This is a genomic window from Variovorax sp. 05L425, from assembly GCF_056397705.1.
In genome coordinates this window covers 119,562-137,646 of record NZ_JBFTNY010000011.1, presented here as the reverse complement: position 1 = coordinate 137,646, position 18,085 = coordinate 119,562, and the positions used below count along the sequence as shown (strand labels likewise).

Sequence of the window (18,085 nt, the reverse complement as noted above, 5' to 3'; positions counted from 1 at the left end):
ATGAGACTGTCGCTCGGCGCCGTGCTGGCTGTGCTCGCGATGGCTGCGCAGGCGATCGTCGTGACGGACGAGCGCGGCGTCAGCGTGGATCTTCCAAAGCCACCGCAGCGCATCGTGACGCTGCTGCCTTCGCTGACCGAATCCGTCTGCACGCTGGGTGCATGCGACCGCCTGGTCGGCGTGGACCGCTATTCGAACTGGCCTGCGCCAGTGCGCGCGCTGCCGCAGGTCGGCGGAGGGATCGATCCGAACGTCGAAGCCATCGTCGCGCTGAAGCCTGACGTGGTGCTGCTCGCGAAGTCTTCGCGCGTCACGGAGCGCCTCGAAACCCTCGGCGTCAAGGTGGTGGTGCTCGAACCCAGGAACCACGCCGATGTCCGGCGTGTGCTCGATACGCTCGACCGGATGCTGGGCACAAGCGACGCGCAACGCGTCTGGCGCGCCATCGACGCCAGCGTTTCGGCGGCGGCGCAGTCTCTTCCCGAGAGCGTGAAGCGCACGCGCGTGTACTTCGAGGTCAACAACGGGCCTTATGCGGCTGGCGAGTCCTCGTTCATCGGCGAGACGCTCGCGCGGCTCGGCGTCAAGAACATCGTGCCGGCATCGCTCGGTCCTTTCCCCAAGCTGAACCCGGAGTTCGTGGTGCGCGCCGATCCCGACCTGATCATGGTCGGCGAGCGCAGTGGGCAGGGCATGGAGCAGCGGCCGGGATGGGGTCATATCAAGGCCGTGCGCGACGGTCGCATCTGCCGCTTTACCCCAGACGAATCCGACGTGCTGGTTCGGCCCGGTCCGCGCATGGGAGAGGCGGCAAGGCTGATGGCGCAATGCCTGCTGGCGAAAGCGGCGTGATGCGAGTGGAGCGCGAATGAAAAGCCAGCATCGGCGCGCACTCGCGCTCGGCGTTGCGCTGTTGGTGCTCGGCGCCGTCGTGCTGGTCCTGGGTGCCGGCGTTGGCAGTACAGGGTTCGATAGCGTCTTCAAAGCCTGGGATGACCCGGTCGCGCTGCAGATCGTCCGGGACATCCGGCTTCCCCGGACGCTCGGCGCCTGGCTGGCAGGCGCGCTGCTGGGGTTTGCAGGTGCGGTGGCTCAAGGGCTGTTTCGCAATCCGCTGGCCGATCCGTATCTGCTGGGCAGCTCATCGGGTGCGTCGCTCGGCGTGGCGCTGGCGCTATGGGTGTTCGGGACTTCGCCGGCCAGCACGCACTGGGTGGTGCGTCTCGGCATGACGGGCGCGGCCTTTATCGGCGCCGTGGTGGCGGTGATGTTCACGCTGTTGCTGGCGCGCGGTGTGCAGCAAACGCTTCGGCTCCTGCTCGCGGGCGTGATCGTCGGCGTTGTGCTCGGTGCGGTGAAGGACCTCATCACCATCGCGTCGGCCGACATCCTGCAGGCGATCCAGGGTTTCATGCTCGGCAGCACCGGCCTGGTTGGCTGGAGCGCCTGCGCGGTGATGGCTGGCCTGGGGGTCGTCTGTCTTCTGCTCGGGTGGGCGCTGGCCCCGGTGCTCGACGGGTTGGCACTCGGAGAATCGACCGCCAGCAGTCTCGGGCTGCCCTTGGGTGCGATGCGCGCCGCGCTGGTTGCGGTGCTGGCCCTGGCAACCGGGGCTGCCGTCGCGCAGACGGGGTTGATCGCCTTCGTCGGCCTGGCCGCGCCGCATCTGGTGCGTTCCGCGGTCAAGACCACGCATGCGCGGTTGATCCTGCTGTCGAGCGCGATGGGCGGGCTGCTGCTGATGGCGGCCGATCTGCTCGCGCGGTGGCTGATCGCGCCGCAGGAACTGCCGGTCGGTGTGCTGACCGCGGTGCTCGGCGGGAGCTATCTGCTCTGGCTCATGCATCGACGCCGCGCGCGGGGAGGCCTGTGATGGCGCCGGTCGTCATTCGCGAACCGGCGCTGGAGAGTCGGCGCCTGAGTGCCGCGCTGGGCGGCACGGACGTGCTGCACGACATCGATCTCGCGTTGGCCCAAGGTCGATGGACGAGCATCGTCGGCCCCAATGGAGCGGGAAAGTCCACCTTGCTCAAGGCGCTGGCGGGCCTCGTGCCTTGCGACGGCGAGGTCCGATTGCTCGGGCAGCCGCTTTCCGCTGTCGCCGGACGCGCGCGGGCCCGGCGAATGTCGTGGCTCGGCCAGGGCGGGGCGGGCGAGGGCAGCGCGGACGATCTCATGGTGTACGACGTCGCCATGCTGGGCCGTTTGCCGCACCAGCGATGGCTCGCGACGCCGAGCGAAGCGGATCACGCCGCGGTCGAGCACGCGCTGCGCAGCACCCAGGCCTGGGACTGGCGCGAACGGCCGTTGGGCCAGTTGTCGGGCGGCGAACGTCAGCGGGTGCTGCTGGCGCGCGCACTGGCCGTCGAGGCCGATGTACTGCTGATGGACGAGCCACTCGCCAATCTCGATCCGCCGCACCAAGGCGACTGGATGCAGACTGTGCGCCATCTCGTTGCCAGTGGCCGGACGGTGATCAGCGTGCTGCACGAACTCAGCGTCGCGCTCGCCGCCGACGACATGGTGCTGATGGCGCAAGGGCGGGTGATCCATCACGGCGGCTGTGCCGACGCGGCCACGCACAATGCGCTGGAAGCCGTGTTCGACCAACGTGTCGTCGTTCATCGCGTGGCCGGCCACTGGATCGCCGTGCCCCACTAGAAATCTATCGAGGACTCATGCAGATCGAAACACCCCCTAGCGAGAAGCCCTATGAAAAGCCCGAGGGCGAGCGTCGCGGCTTGGTGATCGTCAACACGGGCGACGGCAAGGGCAAGAGCACCGCCGCCTTCGGCCTGGCGCTCCGCGCGCATGGCCGCGGCAAGGCAGTGAAGATCTTTCAGTTCATGAAGGTGCCCAGCGCGCGTTTTGGCGAGCACCGGATGTTCGAGCAGATCGGCATCCCGATCGAAGGACTGGGTGACGGCTTCAGCTGGAAGAGCCAGGACCTGGAGCATTCCGCCCAACTGGCGCGCGATGGATGGGAGAAGGCGAAGGCGGCGATCCTGTCGGGTGACTACTTTCTCGTGGTGCTCGACGAGATCACCTATCCGCTGATCTACGGCTGGCTGGCGCTGGATGGCGTGGTCGAAACGCTGCGCGCGCGGCCGAAGGAAGTGCACGTTGTGCTGACGGGCCGCCGCTGTCCGCCGGAGATCATCGAACTGGCCGACACCGTGACCGACATGCAGATGGTCAAGCATGCGTTCAAGGCCGGCATTCCTGCCCAGCGAGGCATCGAGGACTAGGGCGCCTGATGGCCGCCTTGACTTCGATGGCAGCTCTCTGGCTTGCGCTCGCCATCGATCGGTGGCTCGGCGAGCCGCCCGCACGCTGGCATCCGGTCGTGTGGATGGGCCGCTATCTGGACTGGGTCGGAAAACGCATCGCGCCGGCCACCGGTGCGCCGGTGCGCAAGCTCACGGGCTTTGCCGGAGGCGCGATTGGCTGGTGCGTGGGTGCGGCGCTGGTTCTGGTGGTGGCTTGCGGGGTGACATCGGTTGCGAACCGACTGCCGGCCTGGGCTGCGCCATTGCTGATCGGGCTCGCTCTCAAACCCTTGCTCGCGTGGCGCATGCTCCGTGACGAAGTGCTGGCGGTCGAGGCCGCGCTCGGCACCTCGCTCGACGCCGGGCGCGCGCAGCTTGCAAGGCTGGTGAGCCGCGATGTGAATACGTTGGGCGTCGCCCAAGTTCGAGAAAGCGCCATCGAGTCGCTCGCGGAAAACCTCAATGATTCCCTGGTTGCGCCGCTGTTCTGGTTCGTGCTGCTCGGGCTGCCCGGTGCAGCTGTCTACCGCTTTGCCAACACGGCCGACGCCATGTGGGGCTATCGCGGCGAACGCGGCGGTCGACAGTGGGAAGGGGCCGGCAAGTGGGCGGCACGCGCGGATGATGTCCTGTCGTGGATTCCCGCCCGGCTCACCGCCCTGTTGTTGGTGTTCGGGACGTTTGCCGGACCGCGAATCGGGCTCGCGACATGCCGACGAGAAGCCGGCAGAACGCCATCGCCGAACAGCGGATGGCCCATGGCGGCGATGGCGCTGCGTCTGGGTGTTCGGCTTGCGAAACCAGATGTCTATGCGCTCAATGCGATGGGGCGCGAGGCATCCGCCGGTGACACGCTGCGTGCGGTGGCATGGGCCTCCCGCACCGTCGTTTTGGCCACCGTCTGCGCCACGCTCGGCATTTGGGGCAAGGCGACATGGATGTCGGGATGACGATGGTGGAAACTGTCTATCCAGTGCACGGCGGTCCTGACGCCCTCGGCGCGGCGGCGCATGACTTTTCCACCAACAGCAATGCGTGCGGACCGTGTGCCGACGCAGTGCGGGCAGTGCAACAGACGGACGCCAGCCGATACCCGGACCCACTCTATACGGCGCTGCGCGAACGATTGGCGCGCTTTCACGGCGTCGAAGCCCGACGGATCGTGATCGCGGCGAGCGCGAGCGAGTTCATCGGCCGCATCACGGCGGCGGTGGCGCGAAACGGCGGCCTGCGCGTGCGAGTGCCGATGCATTGCTATGGCGACTACCTCCGTGCCGCGAGTGCATGGGGGCTCGAAAGAGTCGCGGACGGTGGCGCGGATCTGGTCTGGTATTGCGACCCTTCGAGCCCGCTGGGCGAACCGTGTGGCAATCTGGATGTACTGACCACATCGTCGCGTCCCAAGGCAGTCTGCGTGCTCGATCTCGCCTACGAGCCGCTGCGGCTGGAAGGTGCGCTGTCGTTGCCCAACGAGGTGTTGGAGGCGGTCTGGCGGCTTTGGACTCCCAACAAGGCGCTCGGCATGACCGGCGTGCGTGCGGCCTACGCGATTGCTCCCCTCGGCGCGGACGAACTGATGGCAGGCCTGACCCGGCTTGCACCCTCCTGGCCGTTGGGCGCGCACGGCGTGGCCCTTCTCGAAAGCTGGACCACTGACGCGGTGCAGCATTGGCTCCGCGAAAGCCGGACCACGCTTCGGAAGTGGAAGACGGCGCAGCTGGCGCTGTGCGAGTCATTGGGGTGGAGTTGCCTGCCCAGCGTTGCCAACTACTTCTGCGCGCGGCCCGATGTGCCGTATTCGGAGGAACGGGCGAAAGCTCTCAGAGCGGCCGGAATCAAGCTCCGCGACACCGCTTCGTTCGGCTTGCCAGGCCACGTGCGGCTCGGCGTCCTGTCCCCAGCCAGCCAGGAAGCGCTGCGGCGCGCCTGGTGTTGATGCCCTACGCGGCCGCCCGCGATGCGTTCGGCGAGGCGCCCCTTCAGATCCGCTGCAATTGCGGATGCTTCGCGAAAAGCTCCGCCGCCCAATCCACGAAGGCCCGAACCTTGGCGCTCAGGTGGCGGTTGGGCGGATACACCACGTGCACGGGCAGGGGCGGGCGTGTCCAGTCCGGCAGGATCTGGATCAGCTCGCCGCTGGCGATGTAAGGCTCCGCCATATAGGTAATGACCTGCGAGAGGCCGAAGCCCCCCAGCACTGCCGTCATGTGAGCGTTGCTGTCGTTGACCGAGACACGGTAGGGCCCGGCGATTTCCAGTTGCTCCTCGCCCCGGTGGAACTCGTGCGGATACACGCGCCGCGTGCTGCCCGAAAAGAAGCTCACCACGAGGTGTCGCTTTTCGATGTCCGAAGGATGCTGCGGCACCCCATAGCGCTTGATATAGGCGGGCGAGGCCACCGTCATCCACGGCAGGTTGCCGATGCGCCGCGCCACCAGCGACTGGTCGGTCAGGTCGCCGCCGCGGATCACGCAGTCGACGTTGTCGGTGATGAGGTCGACCGTCCGGTCGCTGACCCCCACGTCGACCTGGATGTCCGGATAGCGGTCGCAGAAGGTCGCAAGCGACGGCAGGATCACCAGCCGGGCCATCGACGAGCCGACGTCGATTCGCAGGCGCCCCGTCGGGTTGGACTGGGCGTTGGTCATGCTGGCTTCGATTTCGTCGAAGTCGTTCAAAAGGCGGGCAGTGCGCTCGAAATACGCCGCGCCGTCGGCTGTGACGGTCACGCGCCGCGTCGTTCGGTTGAGCAGTTTCACGTGCAGGCGCGATTCCAGCGCCTGGATCTGCTTGGTGACCGTGCCCTTGGGCAGGCCGAGCGAATCCGCGGCGCGGGTGAAAGTGCCTGCCTCGACGACGCGGACAAAGATCCGCATGGCCTGGATCTGATCCATCTATGCTGCTCCTGGGGGGGATGGCCTGGGGCCGGGGGAGCGGGATTCTCACACGGCTGTTTGGGCTGATTGTTAGTTGATTGGAAACAGAGTGGGGGCTGGTGTCTTGTTGCAGCAACGGGGTAGCGACTTATATTCCATCTATCGTCCATCCATCGAGGCCGTCCATGTCAACCCCTTCATCCCCGTCATTAGCCGAAGGCCCCGCGGCCGCCGTGCGGGGTGCCGAAACAGACATCCGCATCGAACTGCCGGGCCGTGAACCGGTGCGGGCTCGCGTGTACGGCGAGCGCGCCCGGGGCGCCACGGTGCCGCTGGTGCTGCATTTCCATGGCGGCACCTTTGTTTGCGGCAGTCTCGACAACGGCAGAAACGTGGCGCGGCTGCTGGCCGGCGCCGGTGCGGTCGTGGTATCGCTGGACTATCCGCTGGCACCCAAGGCGCCGTTCCCGGAACCGATCGAGGTCGGGTTCGCGTCGCTCGAATGGCTGTACAAGCAGCGCGTCAAGCTGGGCGGGAAGGGGGCCGAAGTGTTCCTTGCGGGCGAAGAAGCCGGCGGTAACTTGGCCGCCGCGGTGGCGCTGATGGCGCGCGACCGAGCCCATCCGCCGCTGGCTGGCCAGATTCTCCTGTCGCCGATGCTGGACCCGTGCACGGGCACGGCATCGCTGCGGGAGGCCAAGGGCGATGCGGTGCATTGCCGATGGGCGTCCGGCTGGCAGGAATACTTGAGCCGGCCCGTCAATGCCACGCATCCCTATGCGGTGCCCGGGGGGTCGCTCAGGCTGGCCCAGGTGGCCCGGACGCTGGTGCTGGTCGGCAAGGACGACCCGATGCGTGACGAGGCGCTGGCTTTTGCGCAGCGTCTGGGCGACGCAGGCATCGCGGTCAGCGCCAACGTGCTGCCGGGTGCCTCGAACTGGCCCGAAGCGCTCTACAAACCCGACGATTCCGGCTGCGCGGCCTGTGAGGCGGTCGTGCAGAAACACTTCCGCGAGTTTTTCAGCGCGGCACCGCCGCCCCATTGAGCGGCGACGCACGGCACACGTGCGCCGAGATCCCGTTGCGCGGGATCGACCCCGAAAGCTGAGGTGACTGCACCTCGATCCGTGCGATGACACGACCGTCGCACAGGTAGCGCTTTCGTCCGCGCAACGCGTTCTCGGCATTTGGTGCCGGGCTCCCACATCGATTTCAGTTTTCCCGCTGTTCTGCGCTACCCGCGCGGGAGGGCGTCTTGCATCCCAGAAGTCACCAAAAGGACGAATCATGTCGAACCCCAAGTTTTCTTCCCTGGCCCGGCGCGGCCTCTGGCCGGCGGTGACTGGCGTCACTGCGATCATTGCCATCGCCTCGGCGGCCCTCGGCTTCCACAGTCTCAACGCCGAGGCCAACAGCCCGGCCGCGTCGGCGCCGCAGGCCGTGCCGGTGTCGGTGGCCCTGGTGGCGGCGACCGACGTCAACACCTGGGACGAGTTCTCGGGCAGGCTCGAAGCCGTCGAGCGGGTCGACGTGCGGTCCCGCGTTGCCGGTGCCGTGCAAGCCGTGCATTTCCGCGAGGGCGCGTTGGTCAAGCAAGGCGAATTGCTGATCACGATTGACCCGGCGCCGTACGCCGCCGAGGTCGATCGTGCGGAAGCACAAGTCGCCTCGGCCCAGGCGCGGGTGGCTTTCACCCGCAGCGAGCAGGACCGTGCGCGCCGCCTCTGGGCAGAGCAGGCCATCGCCCAGCGCGAGTTGGACGAACGCGTCAATGCCGGCCGCGAGGCCGAGGCCAGCCTGCGCGCCGCGCAAGCGTCGTTGCAGAGCGCCCGTCTCAACCTCGGCTACACGCAGGTGCGCGCACCGGTCGCGGGGCGTATCGGCAAGCTCGAAGTGACGGTGGGCAACCTGGTTGCGGCCGGCCCTGGCGCACCGGTGCTCACGACGCTGGTCTCCGTCAGCCCGATCTACGCGAGCTTCGATGCCGACGAGCAGATCGTCGTGCGCGCGCTCAAGGATTTGCCGGGAGGCTCCAGTGCTCGTTCAAGCATCGAAGGTATCCCGGTGCAGATGGGCACCGCCGGCACCGACGGCACGCCCTATGAAGGTCGCTTGCAGCTGATCGACAACCAGGTCGACGCCAAGAGCGGCACCGTGCGCGTGCGCGCGGCCTTCGACAACAAGGATGGCGCGCTGATCCCCGGCCAGTTCGCCCGCATCCGCATGGGTCAGGCGCACAGCGACATGGCCCTGCTGGTGAACGAGCGCGCGGTCGGCACCGACCAGAACAAGAAGTTCGTGATGGTCGTCGGTGAGGACAACAAGGCCGAGTACCGCGAAGTCGCGCTCGGTGCGCCGGTCAACGGCCTGCGCGTCGTGACCAAGGGGCTCAAGCCGGGCGAGCGCATCGTGGTCAACGGCCTGCAGCACATCCGCCCCGGCGCGCTCGTGGCGCCGCAGACCGTGACCATGGACGCCAAGTCCGAAGTAGCCCCGCAGACACAGCGCGTCGCGGACGCGAAATCCTGATCCCGGCCATGACGGGGGAATCACCATGAATCTTTCCAAGTTCTTCATCGACCGGCCGATCTTTGCCGGCGTGCTCTCGCTCCTGATGCTGATCGCGGGGCTGATCGCGCTGCGCGGACTGCCGATCTCCGAGTATCCCGAGGTGGTCCCGCCGTCGATCGTGGTGCGGGCCAACTATCCCGGCGCGAACCCGAAGGTGATCGCCGAGACGGTGGCCACGCCGCTGGAGGAAAACATCAACGGGGTCGAGGGCATGCTCTACATGAGCAGCCAGGCGACCACCGATGGCCTGCTCACGCTGACCGTGACCTTCAAGCTCGGCACCGATCCGGACAAGGCGCAGCAGCTCGTGCAGAACCGCGTCTCGCAGGCCGAGCCGAGGCTGCCGGAAGAAGTGCGCCGGCTTGGCATCACGACCATCAAGAGTTCGCCCGATCTCACGATGGTGGTCCACCTGTTGTCGCCCAACGGCCGCTATGACATGACCTACCTGCGCAACTACGCGGTGCTCAACGTCAAGGATCGGCTGGCGCGTGTGCAGGGCGTGGGCGACGTGCAGTTGTTCGGCTCGGGTGACTACTCGATGCGCGTCTGGCTCGATCCGCAGAAGGTCGCGCAGCGCGGCCTCTCGGCCAGCGACGTGGTGCGCGCGATCCGCGAACAGAACGTGCAGGCCGCGGCCGGCGTGGTGGGTGCATCGCCGGGCTTGCCGGGCGTGGACATGCAGATTTCCATCAACGCGCAGGGCCGCCTGCAGACCGAGGAAGAGTTCGGCGACATCATCGTCAAGACCAGCGCCGACGGTGCCGTGACGCGGCTGCGGGACGTGGCGCGACTCGAACTCGGCGCGTCGAGCTACGCGCTGCGTTCGCTGCTCGACAACAAGGACGCGGTGGCGGTGCCGATCTTCGCGGCGCCGGGTTCGAACGCGATCCAGATCTCCAACGATGTGCGCGCCACCATGGCCGAGTTGAAGAAGAACATGCCCGACGGCGTGGACTACAGCATCGTCTATGACCCGACGCAGTTCGTGCGCGCGTCGATCGAATCGGTGGTGCACACGCTGCTGGAGGCCATCGCGCTCGTGGTGCTGGTCGTGATCCTGTTCCTGCAGACCTGGCGCGCCTCGATCATTCCACTGCTCGCGGTGCCGATCTCGGTGATCGGCACCTTCGCGGTGATGCACCTCTTCGGGTTCTCGATCAACGCGCTGAGCCTGTTCGGGCTCGTGCTCGCGATCGGGATCGTGGTGGACGACGCGATCGTGGTGGTCGAGAACGTCGAGCGCAACATCGAGGCCGGGCTCAGTCCACGCCAGGCCACCTACCGCGCGATGCGCGAGGTGTCGGGGCCGATCATCGCGATCGCACTGGTGCTGGTGGCCGTCTTCGTGCCGCTGGCTTTCATCAGTGGGCTGACGGGGCAGTTCTATCGCCAGTTCGCGCTGACGATCGCGATCTCGACCGTGATCTCTGCGATCAATTCGCTGACGCTGTCGCCCGCGCTCGCGGCGCTGTTGCTGCGGGGCCATGATGCGCCCAAGGATGCGCTGACGCGTGGCATGGACCGCGTGTTCGGTCGCTTCTTCCGTGGCTTCAACCGCGTGTTCCACCGTGGTGCCGAGGGCTACAGCAGCGGCGTGAAGGGTGCCATCTCGCACAAGGCGATCCTGATGGTGATCTATCTGGCGCTCGCGGGCCTGACCTTTGGACTCTTCAAGGCCGTGCCCGGCGGCTTCGTGCCGGCGCAGGACAAGCAATACCTGATCGGCTTCGCGCAGTTGCCTGACGGTGCCACGCTCGACCGCACCGAAGAAGTCACGCGCCGCATGAACGAGATCGTGATGAAGCAACCGGGCGTCGAGCACGCAATCACCTTCCCGGGGCTGTCGATCAACGGCTTCACGAACAGCTCGAACTCCGGGATCGTCTTCGTGAGCCTGAAGGACTTCGACGAGCGCAAGGCTGCGAACCTCAGCGCGGGTGCGATCGCGGGTCAGCTCAACGCGCAGTTCAGCCAGATCCAGGACGCGTACATCGCGATCTTCCCGCCGCCGCCGGTACAGGGACTGGGCACGACGGGTGGATTCAAGCTGCAGCTGGAGGACCGGGGTTCGCTGGGCTACGCAGCCATGGATGGCGCGGTCAAGGCCTTCATGGCCAAGGCCCGCCAGACACCGGAACTCGCGGGCATGTTCACGAGCTGGCAGGTTAACGTGCCGCAGCTCTACGCCGACATCGACCGCACCAAGGCACGCCAGCTCGGCGTGTCGGTGACGGACGTGTTCGACACCATGCAGATTTACCTCGGGAGCCTCTACGCGAACGACTTCAACCGCTTCGGCCGCACGTACAGCGTGCGCGTGCAAGCCGATGCGCCGTACCGCGCGCGGGCCGAGGATGTGGGCCTGCTCAAGGTGCGCTCGGCGAGCGGCGAGATGGTGCCCCTGTCGGCGCTGATGAACATCCAGCCGACCTACGGGCCGGAACGCGCCATGCGCTACAACGGCTTCCTTTCCGCCGACATCAATGGCGGACCGGCGCCCGGCTTCTCGTCGGGCCAGGCGCAGGAAGCCATCGAGCGCATCGCGGCGGAGACGTTGCCGAAGGGCATCAGCTTCGAATGGACGGAGCTCACCTATCAGGAGATCCTGGCCGGCAATTCGGCGCTGTGGGTGTTCCCGCTCGCGATCCTGCTGGTGTTCCTGGTGCTCGCGGCCCAGTACGAGAGCCTGACGCTGCCGGTGGCGATCATCCTGATCGTGCCGATGGGCTTGCTGGCGGCGATGACAGGCGTTTGGCTATCGAAGGGCGACAACAACGTCTTTACCCAGATCGGGTTGATGGTGCTGGTCGGCTTGTCGGCGAAGAACGCGATTCTGATTGTCGAGTTCGCACGCGAGCTGGAGTTTGCGGGGCGCACGCCGATACAGGCGGCGGTCGAGGCGGCCCGGTTGCGGCTGCGCCCGATCCTGATGACTTCGATGGCCTTCATCATGGGCGTTCTGCCGCTTGTGCTGTCGACCGGTGCGGGTGCCGAGATGCGCAAGGCGATGGGTATCGCGGTGTTCTCCGGAATGATCGGGGTGACGGCCTTCGGCCTGTTCCTGACGCCGGTGTTCTACGTGCTGCTGCGCCGCATGACGGGCAACCGTCCGCTCAAGCTGCATGGCGAGGTGCCGCACGTCGACGCCTTCGTCTCCGGCGATCAACCCGTGGCGGGCGCCCATTCCGGCCCGGTCGGGGGTGGTCCGCTGCGGCCATCGCCCGCCGCGCCGCTCAAGTCACTGGAAAGCTGAACATGAAAACCGAAACACAAGCCAAAGGCCGTCCATGGCGCGCCGCGCTGCTGCCGCTGCTGGCCGCACTGGTGCTCGCCGGTTGTGCCACCGCGCCGTCGGAGCCGCCGTCCTTCACCCCGCCCGCACAGTTCAAGGAACTGACCATCGCGCCCGGCGAGGGCACCTGGACGCGGGCCCAGCCGGCAGAGGCGCAACCGCGCGGCGAATGGTGGCGCGCCTTCAACGATCCTGTGCTCGACAAGCTGATCGAAAGCGCTGACGCCCGCAACACCAACATCCAGGCGGCGGCGGCGCGCCTGGCCGAAGCGCGCGCCCTGGCGCGCAGCACTGACGCAGACCGATCGCCGCAGCTTCGTGCCCTTGCAGGCGGCGTTCGCAGCGCCGGGCTGGACCGCAATCTGACCCAGCGGCCATCGTCGCTGATCACGGCGGGCGTCGATCTGTCCTACGAGGTCGATCTCTTCGGCAAGCTCGCGCGTGCCAGCGATGCGGCGCGGCTGGACGCGGATTCGCGCGAAGGCCTCCTGCAGAGCACGCGACTGCTGGTCGAGGCCGAAACGGCGCAAACCTACCTGTTGCTGCGCTCCGTCGACGCGGAACGTGAGTTGGTCCGCGACACGGTCGAGGCTTACCGCGAAACGCTGACGCTCATCCAGCGGCGCCAGCGGGCAGGGGACGTCGCCGAGCTCGACGTGGCACGTGTCGAGACCGAGGTCGCTTCCACCGAATCCGACGGCCTCACGCTCGATCGGCGCCGTGCGGAACTCGAACATGCGCTGGCCGTGCTCGCCGGTGACAACGCCTCCGAATTCGGCGTGACCACGGAAGACTGGTCGACGGCGTTGCCGACGATCCCGCCTGGCGTGCCCGCGACGGTGCTGACGCGCCGGCCGGACATCTCCGCGGCGCAGAAGTCGGTGTTGGCGGCGCAGGCGCGCGTCGGCGTGGCACAGGCGGCGTGGTTCCCGGACATCGCGCTGACCGCTGGCGGCGGCTATGCGTCCTCCAACTTCGGTGATCTCCTCAATTGGTCGGCCAAGTCCTGGGGCATCGGTGCGCTGCTCGCGTTGCCGATCTTCGATGGTGGACGACGCGAGGCCGGCTTGCAAAACGCATCCGCGCAGCTCGATGGCGCGCTCGTCAACTACAGGGCGCAGGTGCTGGAGGCCTTCAAGGAAGTGGAAGACCAGCTCTCCTCGCTGCGCATCCTGGCGCAGCAGTCCGAAGTGCAGGCCAAGGCCGTGACCTCGGCGACCCGGGCGACAGCGCTGTCCGATTCGCGCTATCGCAATGGGTTGGTGAGCCAGCTGGACCTGCTCGACGCCCGTCGCCAGGAACTGGCGAACCGCCGGCAGGCACTGCAGGTGCGGTCGGCGCAATACCAGTCGACGGTGAGCCTGATCCGCGCGCTGGGCGGCAGTTGGGATACGCAGGTGGCCGCGACGGATTCGAAGGCGCAGGTTGCTGCGCGTTGAGACTGCTCAAGGCTGCTCGGCAGGAGCCCCGTTCCTGAGCGCGGCCTGTTGCTCCCTGTAGAGCCGGCGTTCCCGCGACGCGATCAGGTAGCTCGACGCCACGACGAAGCAACCGACGACCGCGACCACGATCGTCGCCAGCGCGTTCACGGTCGGGTCCAGCCCCAGCCGGGCGCGCGAGAAGATCACCAGCGGCAGCGTCGTCGATCCAGGTCCCGACAGAAAGGCCGACATCACCACGTCGTCCAGCGACAGTGTGAACGTCAGCAGCCATGCCGCTGCCAGTGATTGGGCAATCATTGGCAGCGTCACGAGAAAGAAGACCTGCATCGGCCGCGCACCCAGGTCCTGCGCCGCTTCCTCGTACTGTGGATTGAGGTCGCGCAGCCGGGCGCCGATGACCACCGTGGCATAGGCGATCCCCACCAGCAGGTGCCCGAGCCAGATCGTCACGATGCCGCGCTCCGGAAAACCGAACACGCGCTGCACCGACACCAGCATCAGCAGCAACGACAAGCCGACGATCACCTCGGGCATCACGAGCGGCGCGCTCACCATGCCGGAGAACAGCGTGCGGCCCCTGAAGCGCGGAAATCGATCGAGCGTGAAGGCTGCCAGCATCCCCAGCACGATGGCGCCGCTGGCGGTCGCGGCGGCGATGCGCAGCGAGAGGTACAACCCGTCGCGGATGGCCTCGTCCCCCACGAGCTTGTGATACCAGCGCAGGCTGAAGCCGGCCCACACGTTGGGCACCGGCGAGTCGGTGAAGCTGAAGACGACCAGCGCGACGATGGGCAGATAGAGAAAGCCGAAGCCGAAGGCCAGCCACAGACGGCTGGTCCAGCGTCCGGCGCGCGTGGTGATCATCGGCGGGCTGCCTTCGCCTGGTTGTTGCTGAAGATGGCCAGCGGAACAATGATCAGCAACATCATCGTCACGGCGACACCGGAGGCCATCGGCCAGTCATTGTTCGAGAAGAACTCGTCCCACAGCACGCGGCCGATCATGAGGGTCTCGGGGCCGCCCAGCAGTTCGGGGATGACGTACTCGCCCACGCAAGGGATGAACACCAGCATCGCGCCCGCGACGATGCCGGCCCTGGACATGGGCACCGTGATGCGCCAGAACGCCTGCCACGGCGTCGCGCCGAGGTCCTGCGCGGCTTCGAGCAGTTGCAGGTCCAGCTTGGACAGCGTGCCGTACAGGGGCAGCACCATGAAGGGCAGGTAGGTGTAGACCATCCCGAGCACGAGCGAGAAGGGCGTGTACATGAACTGCCCCGGCGCCGAGATGAAGCCCAGCGGCAGCAGCAGATGGTCGGCGTGCACGGCACTCAGCAAGCGCCCGACCCACCCGGTCTGCGCATCGAGCAGCCCTTTCCACGCGTACACGCGAAGCAGGAAGCTGGTCCAGAAGGGCAGCATCACGCCCATCAGCAAGAGCGGCTGCGCCGCAGCCGAGGCGCGCGCCATGAAGTAGGCAAAGGGGTAGCCGATCAGCAGGCAGATCAGCGTCGTGACACCGGCATACAGCAGCGAATGGGCGTAGGTCGACAGGTAGATCTCATCCTGGAGGATGGTCGCGTAGCTTTGAAGGTTGAGCTTCATGACCAGCGACTGGTCGGCAAAGGTGAACAGGTCGCTGATCCGCGCGCCATCCATTTCCGCGAAGCTGATGCGCAGGACGATGAGGAAGGGCAGCAGGAAGAAGACGAGCAACCACACGTAGGGCGTGCCGATCACGAGCGAGCGCGCCTTGAAGGCGCCGAGCCAGCGGCGAGGGGATGCCGTCACTGCGTCAGCACGACCTGCGAGGTCGGCAGCCAGTGGGCCCAGACGACGTCACCTTGCGCCGGCGTGCCGTCGTGATGGCGCATGCGGTTCTCGACCTGGGCCTTGATGCTCACTCCGCTCGGCAGCCCCAGGTGGTACATGGTGTAGTCGCCGAAGTACGAATGGGCGGTGATCACGCCGCGCACCTGATTGCAATCGCCTTCGGGCCTGTCGAGGCTCAGGCGGATCTTCTCGGGGCGGATGGCGACCGTGACGGACTGGCCCTCATGGCCCGTGATGCCGTGGCCGACGCGGTGCAGGACGTCCGGGCAACGGACCTCCACGTGGTCGGCCTCGCTCGCCACGATGGTGCCCTCCATGAGATTGACGTTGCCGACGAAATCCGCGACGAAGCGCGTCGTCGGCGTCTCGTAGATGTCGGCAGGGCTGCCCACCTGGACGAAGCGGCCCTCGCTCATCACGGCCATGCGCGAGGCCATGGTCATCGCTTCTTCCTGGTCGTGGGTCACCATCACGCAGGTCACGCCGACCTGCCGGATGATGTTGACGAGTTCGATCTGCGTCGCCTCGCGCAGCTTGCGGTCCAGCGCGCCGAGGGGCTCGTCGAGCAGCAGGAGTTGCGGGCGCTTGGCGAGACTTCGCGCAAGCGCCACCCGCTGCTGCTGCCCGCCGGAGAGCTGGTGCGGCTTGCGCTTGGCAAACTGGGTGAGCTGCACCAGGCGCAGCATGTCTTCCACGCGCGATGCGACTTCGTCCTTCGGCCGCTTGTCGCGCCGCAGACCGAATGCGACGTTGTCCCAGACCGTCAGGTGCGGAAACAGCGCATACGACTGGAACATTATGTTGATCGGCCGCTCGTAGGGCGGCCGGCCGGCGAGGTCGACACCGTCGAGCACGACACGGCCGGACGTCGGCGCCTCGAAGCCTGCGAGCACCCGCAGCAGCGTGCTCTTGCCGCAGCCGGACGAGCCCAGCAGCGCGAAGATCTCGCCGCGCGCGATGTCCAGGCTGACCTGATCGACGGCGCGAAATTCGCCGAAATCCTTCGTGACCGATTCGATGTGAAGCATGTTGCTCGCCCCCAGGTTGGCTCACTGCGTGTAGCCGCCCACCCCCTACCGGGGGCGCCGCGCTGCGGCCCGGCAAAGCCGGTTCCGCCGCAGCCCACGAACAGACGCGCTGCGCGCAGCCGACAAGCAACCACAGCGCTGGGTTCCCCTGGGCGGCGCAGCCAGGCCTGTTGGTGAAACACCGCGGAACTGGCTTTGCCAGGCCGCTGGTGTTGCCCCCTTGAGGGGGGAGGCGGCTACACGAAGTGAGCAAGCAACGGGGGTGGCTTTCATCTTTTTGCTTTGAAATTCGTGAAGGTGCGTGTGATGAGCCTGAGCGTGGCCTGGTCGGGTGTGTCCGGCGCGATCATGGTCGACAGGGCCGCCTCGTCAGGGAATACCGCCTTGTCCTTGGCGAGTGCCGGGTTGACGAACTTCATGGCGGCCTTGTTCGGGTTGGCGTAGAACACCTTGTTCGTCAGCGAGGCGTGCACCTCGGGCCGCAGGATGTAGTTGATCCACTTGTAGGCGTTCTCGGGGTGCTTGGCGTCCTTGGGAATCGCCATCGTGTCGAAGAAGAGCAGGCCGCCCATCTTGGGCAACTCCACCTCGAGGTTCTGCGGATTCCTGGCCTTGGCCGACTTGTCCTTGGCAATCATGATGTCGCCGGACCATCCGATCACCGCGCACAACTGCCCCTTGGCCATCTGGTCGATGTAGTCGGAGCCGGAGCCGGAGAAGCGCGTCACGTAGGGCCGCACGGCCTTCAGCATCTCGCCGGCGGCCTTGTAGTCGTCAGGGTTCTTGCTGCGCGGGTCCTTGCCGAGGTACTTGAGCGCAATCGGGAGGACCTCCGAAGGGGTGTCGAGGAAGGAGACGCCGCAGTCCTTCAGCTTCGCCATGTACTCGGGCTTGAAGACGAGGTCCCAGGCGTTCTCGGGCATGGGCGTGGTGCCGAGCGCCTTGCGGACCTTGTCGGCGTTGATGCCCACGGTGGTGTAGCCCCAGAGCCAGTCGACCAGGTGCTCGTTGCCGGGGTCCATCTTGGCGAGTTGCGCCTGGATGGCCGGATCGAGATTGGCAAGGTTGGGAATCTTCGACTTGTCCAGCTTCTGCAGCAGTCCGGCCTGGATTTGCATCTTCGCAAAGTGCGAGCCGGGAACGACGATGTCGTAGCCGGACATGCCGGCGACGAGCTTGGCGTGGAGGGCCTCGTTGCTGTCGAAGAGGTCGTAGCGGACCTTGATGCCCGTCTCTTTCTCGAAGTTCGCGACGGTGTCGTCAGCGATGTAGTCGCCCCAGTTGTAGACGTTGAGGACCTTCTCCTCGTCGGCCCGCGCTGTGGCGGCCGGGAGCAAGGTGGCGAAAGCCAGCAATGCGTGGAGGAGCGGCGACCGGCGGGACGGGCAAAGCGTCATCGTTCAGATCCTCGTCAAATTGACATCGGGCCTCGAAAGAGTCCGGGGCCGGCGCCAAGTTCCGGCGCGGCGGAGATGGTAGCGCGCCACCGAACGCCGCCGTCGACCGATCGTCCAGTTCGCGCCCTATGCGGCGATGAGCTTGCGCAGCGCGTTGGCACCCATCACGAGCGCGCTGGAATAGTCCGGCTGCGGTGTCAAGGTGGTCTGCAGGCGCTGGTAGTGAATCGCGTCCGTCGCGTCGCTGCTCAGGGCTTCCAGAAGAACCCAGAAGAATTGATTCGGTTCGCGCTCCTCGACCGTGAGCGCGATATCGCGTAGTGCGGGCATTCGCCGTGGCTCCCTTCCTTGTTGTTGATGCAGACCTGAAGCTAC

Annotated in this window: 16 protein-coding genes; 10 read left to right on the top strand and 6 right to left on the bottom strand. The window is 66.6% G+C overall.

What is annotated here, in order from left to right; genetic code table 11:
* Genes AC1DN9_RS14745 through AC1DN9_RS14720 form a run of 6 tightly spaced genes read left to right on the top strand, consistent with a single transcriptional unit; the run spans position 1 to position 5,205 of the window.
* On the top strand, positions 1–852 hold the full coding sequence (locus AC1DN9_RS14745) for an ABC transporter substrate-binding protein (protein WP_478101343.1): 852 nt from the start codon (positions 1–3) through the stop codon (positions 850–852).
* Positions 853–868: 16 nt separating this feature from the next.
* Entirely contained in the window at positions 869–1,873 is a 1,005-nt protein-coding gene (locus AC1DN9_RS14740; RefSeq protein WP_478101342.1) for a FecCD family ABC transporter permease, read from the top strand.
* Entirely contained in the window at positions 1,873–2,661 is a 789-nt protein-coding gene (locus AC1DN9_RS14735) for an ABC transporter ATP-binding protein (RefSeq protein ID WP_478101341.1), read from the top strand. Before AC1DN9_RS14740 ends, AC1DN9_RS14735 begins: the two co-directional genes overlap by 1 nt.
* 17 nt (positions 2,662–2,678) lie before the next feature.
* Complete coding sequence (gene cobO / locus AC1DN9_RS14730) at positions 2,679–3,248, top strand: cob(I)yrinic acid a,c-diamide adenosyltransferase (protein ID WP_478101339.1); 570 nt, start codon at positions 2,679–2,681, stop codon at positions 3,246–3,248.
* A gap of 8 nt (positions 3,249–3,256) precedes the next feature.
* Positions 3,257–4,219 (top strand): adenosylcobinamide-phosphate synthase CbiB, encoded by a 963-nt coding sequence (cbiB, locus tag AC1DN9_RS14725; RefSeq protein WP_478101337.1) that lies wholly within the window; start codon positions 3,257–3,259, stop codon positions 4,217–4,219.
* The gene (locus tag AC1DN9_RS14720; protein WP_478101335.1) at positions 4,216–5,205 is read left to right on the top strand and encodes an aminotransferase class I/II-fold pyridoxal phosphate-dependent enzyme; all 990 of its coding nucleotides are present in this window, start codon (positions 4,216–4,218) and stop codon (positions 5,203–5,205) included. The genes cbiB and AC1DN9_RS14720 overlap by 4 nt, the downstream gene beginning before the upstream one ends.
* A 43-nt stretch (positions 5,206–5,248) precedes the next feature.
* Here AC1DN9_RS14720 and AC1DN9_RS14715 read toward each other — a convergent pair whose 3' ends face one another.
* Complete coding sequence (locus tag AC1DN9_RS14715) at positions 5,249–6,163, bottom strand: LysR family transcriptional regulator (RefSeq protein ID WP_478101333.1); 915 nt, start codon at positions 6,161–6,163, stop codon at positions 5,249–5,251.
* A 167-nt stretch (positions 6,164–6,330) separates the two neighbouring features.
* Here AC1DN9_RS14715 and AC1DN9_RS14710 point away from each other — a divergent pair, with 167 nt between their 5' ends.
* From AC1DN9_RS14710 to AC1DN9_RS14695, 4 genes are all read left to right on the top strand, one after another.
* The gene (locus AC1DN9_RS14710) at positions 6,331–7,191 is read left to right on the top strand and encodes an alpha/beta hydrolase (protein WP_478101331.1); all 861 of its coding nucleotides are present in this window, start codon (positions 6,331–6,333) and stop codon (positions 7,189–7,191) included.
* Between the two features lie 241 nt (positions 7,192–7,432).
* On the top strand, positions 7,433–8,674 hold the full coding sequence (locus AC1DN9_RS14705; protein WP_478101329.1) for an efflux RND transporter periplasmic adaptor subunit: 1,242 nt from the start codon (positions 7,433–7,435) through the stop codon (positions 8,672–8,674).
* 25 nt (positions 8,675–8,699) lie between these two features.
* Positions 8,700–11,972 (top strand): efflux RND transporter permease subunit, encoded by a 3,273-nt coding sequence (locus AC1DN9_RS14700; protein ID WP_478101327.1) that lies wholly within the window; start codon positions 8,700–8,702, stop codon positions 11,970–11,972.
* Between the two features lie 2 nt (positions 11,973–11,974).
* Positions 11,975–13,450, top strand: a complete 1,476-nt coding sequence (locus tag AC1DN9_RS14695) for an efflux transporter outer membrane subunit (RefSeq protein ID WP_478101325.1) — start codon at positions 11,975–11,977, stop codon at positions 13,448–13,450.
* A gap of 6 nt (positions 13,451–13,456) precedes the next feature.
* Here the strand turns inward: AC1DN9_RS14695 and AC1DN9_RS14690 are convergent, their stop codons facing one another.
* The 5 genes from AC1DN9_RS14690 to AC1DN9_RS14670 all read right to left on the bottom strand — a co-directional run bounded on the left by AC1DN9_RS14690 (position 13,457) and on the right by AC1DN9_RS14670 (position 18,040).
* On the bottom strand, positions 13,457–14,317 hold the full coding sequence (locus AC1DN9_RS14690; RefSeq protein WP_478101324.1) for an ABC transporter permease subunit: 861 nt from the start codon (positions 14,315–14,317) through the stop codon (positions 13,457–13,459).
* Positions 14,314–15,243, bottom strand: a complete 930-nt coding sequence (locus AC1DN9_RS14685) for an ABC transporter permease (protein ID WP_478101323.1) — start codon at positions 15,241–15,243, stop codon at positions 14,314–14,316. The genes AC1DN9_RS14690 and AC1DN9_RS14685 overlap by 4 nt, the downstream gene beginning before the upstream one ends.
* On the bottom strand, positions 15,240–16,313 hold the full coding sequence (locus AC1DN9_RS14680; protein WP_478101322.1) for an ABC transporter ATP-binding protein: 1,074 nt from the start codon (positions 16,311–16,313) through the stop codon (positions 15,240–15,242). Before AC1DN9_RS14680 ends, AC1DN9_RS14685 begins: the two co-directional genes overlap by 4 nt.
* Before the next feature lie 269 nt (positions 16,314–16,582).
* Positions 16,583–17,710, bottom strand: a complete 1,128-nt coding sequence (locus AC1DN9_RS14675) for a polyamine ABC transporter substrate-binding protein (protein WP_478101321.1) — start codon at positions 17,708–17,710, stop codon at positions 16,583–16,585.
* Positions 17,711–17,836: 126 nt separating this feature from the next.
* On the bottom strand, positions 17,837–18,040 hold the full coding sequence (locus AC1DN9_RS14670) for a hypothetical protein (protein ID WP_478101320.1): 204 nt from the start codon (positions 18,038–18,040) through the stop codon (positions 17,837–17,839).
* Between the last annotated feature and the right edge of the window lie 45 nt (positions 18,041–18,085).

What these genes read in the sequence shown, in the direction of transcription:
- AC1DN9_RS14745 (WP_478101343.1), top strand. Translation starts at nt 1, where the DNA reads ATGAGACTGTCGCTCGGCGCCGTGCTGGCTGTGCTCGCGATGGCTGCG.
- AC1DN9_RS14740 (WP_478101342.1), top strand. Translation starts at nt 869, where the DNA reads ATGAAAAGCCAGCATCGGCGCGCACTCGCGCTCGGCGTTGCGCTGTTG.
- AC1DN9_RS14735 (WP_478101341.1), top strand. Translation starts at nt 1,873, where the DNA reads ATGGCGCCGGTCGTCATTCGCGAACCGGCGCTGGAGAGTCGGCGCCTG.
- cobO (WP_478101339.1), top strand. Translation starts at nt 2,679, where the DNA reads ATGCAGATCGAAACACCCCCTAGCGAGAAGCCCTATGAAAAGCCCGAG.
- cbiB (WP_478101337.1), top strand. Translation starts at nt 3,257, where the DNA reads ATGGCCGCCTTGACTTCGATGGCAGCTCTCTGGCTTGCGCTCGCCATC.
- AC1DN9_RS14720 (WP_478101335.1), top strand. Translation starts at nt 4,216, where the DNA reads ATGACGATGGTGGAAACTGTCTATCCAGTGCACGGCGGTCCTGACGCC.
- AC1DN9_RS14715 (WP_478101333.1), bottom strand. Translation starts at nt 6,163, where the DNA reads ATGGATCAGATCCAGGCCATGCGGATCTTTGTCCGCGTCGTCGAGGCA.
- AC1DN9_RS14710 (WP_478101331.1), top strand. Translation starts at nt 6,331, where the DNA reads ATGTCAACCCCTTCATCCCCGTCATTAGCCGAAGGCCCCGCGGCCGCC.
- AC1DN9_RS14705 (WP_478101329.1), top strand. Translation starts at nt 7,433, where the DNA reads ATGTCGAACCCCAAGTTTTCTTCCCTGGCCCGGCGCGGCCTCTGGCCG.
- AC1DN9_RS14700 (WP_478101327.1), top strand. Translation starts at nt 8,700, where the DNA reads ATGAATCTTTCCAAGTTCTTCATCGACCGGCCGATCTTTGCCGGCGTG.
- AC1DN9_RS14695 (WP_478101325.1), top strand. Translation starts at nt 11,975, where the DNA reads ATGAAAACCGAAACACAAGCCAAAGGCCGTCCATGGCGCGCCGCGCTG.
- AC1DN9_RS14690 (WP_478101324.1), bottom strand. Translation starts at nt 14,317, where the DNA reads ATGATCACCACGCGCGCCGGACGCTGGACCAGCCGTCTGTGGCTGGCC.
- AC1DN9_RS14680 (WP_478101322.1), bottom strand. Translation starts at nt 16,313, where the DNA reads ATGCTTCACATCGAATCGGTCACGAAGGATTTCGGCGAATTTCGCGCC.
- AC1DN9_RS14675 (WP_478101321.1), bottom strand. Translation starts at nt 17,710, where the DNA reads ATGACGCTTTGCCCGTCCCGCCGGTCGCCGCTCCTCCACGCATTGCTG.
- AC1DN9_RS14670 (WP_478101320.1), bottom strand. Translation starts at nt 18,040, where the DNA reads ATGCCCGCACTACGCGATATCGCGCTCACGGTCGAGGAGCGCGAACCG.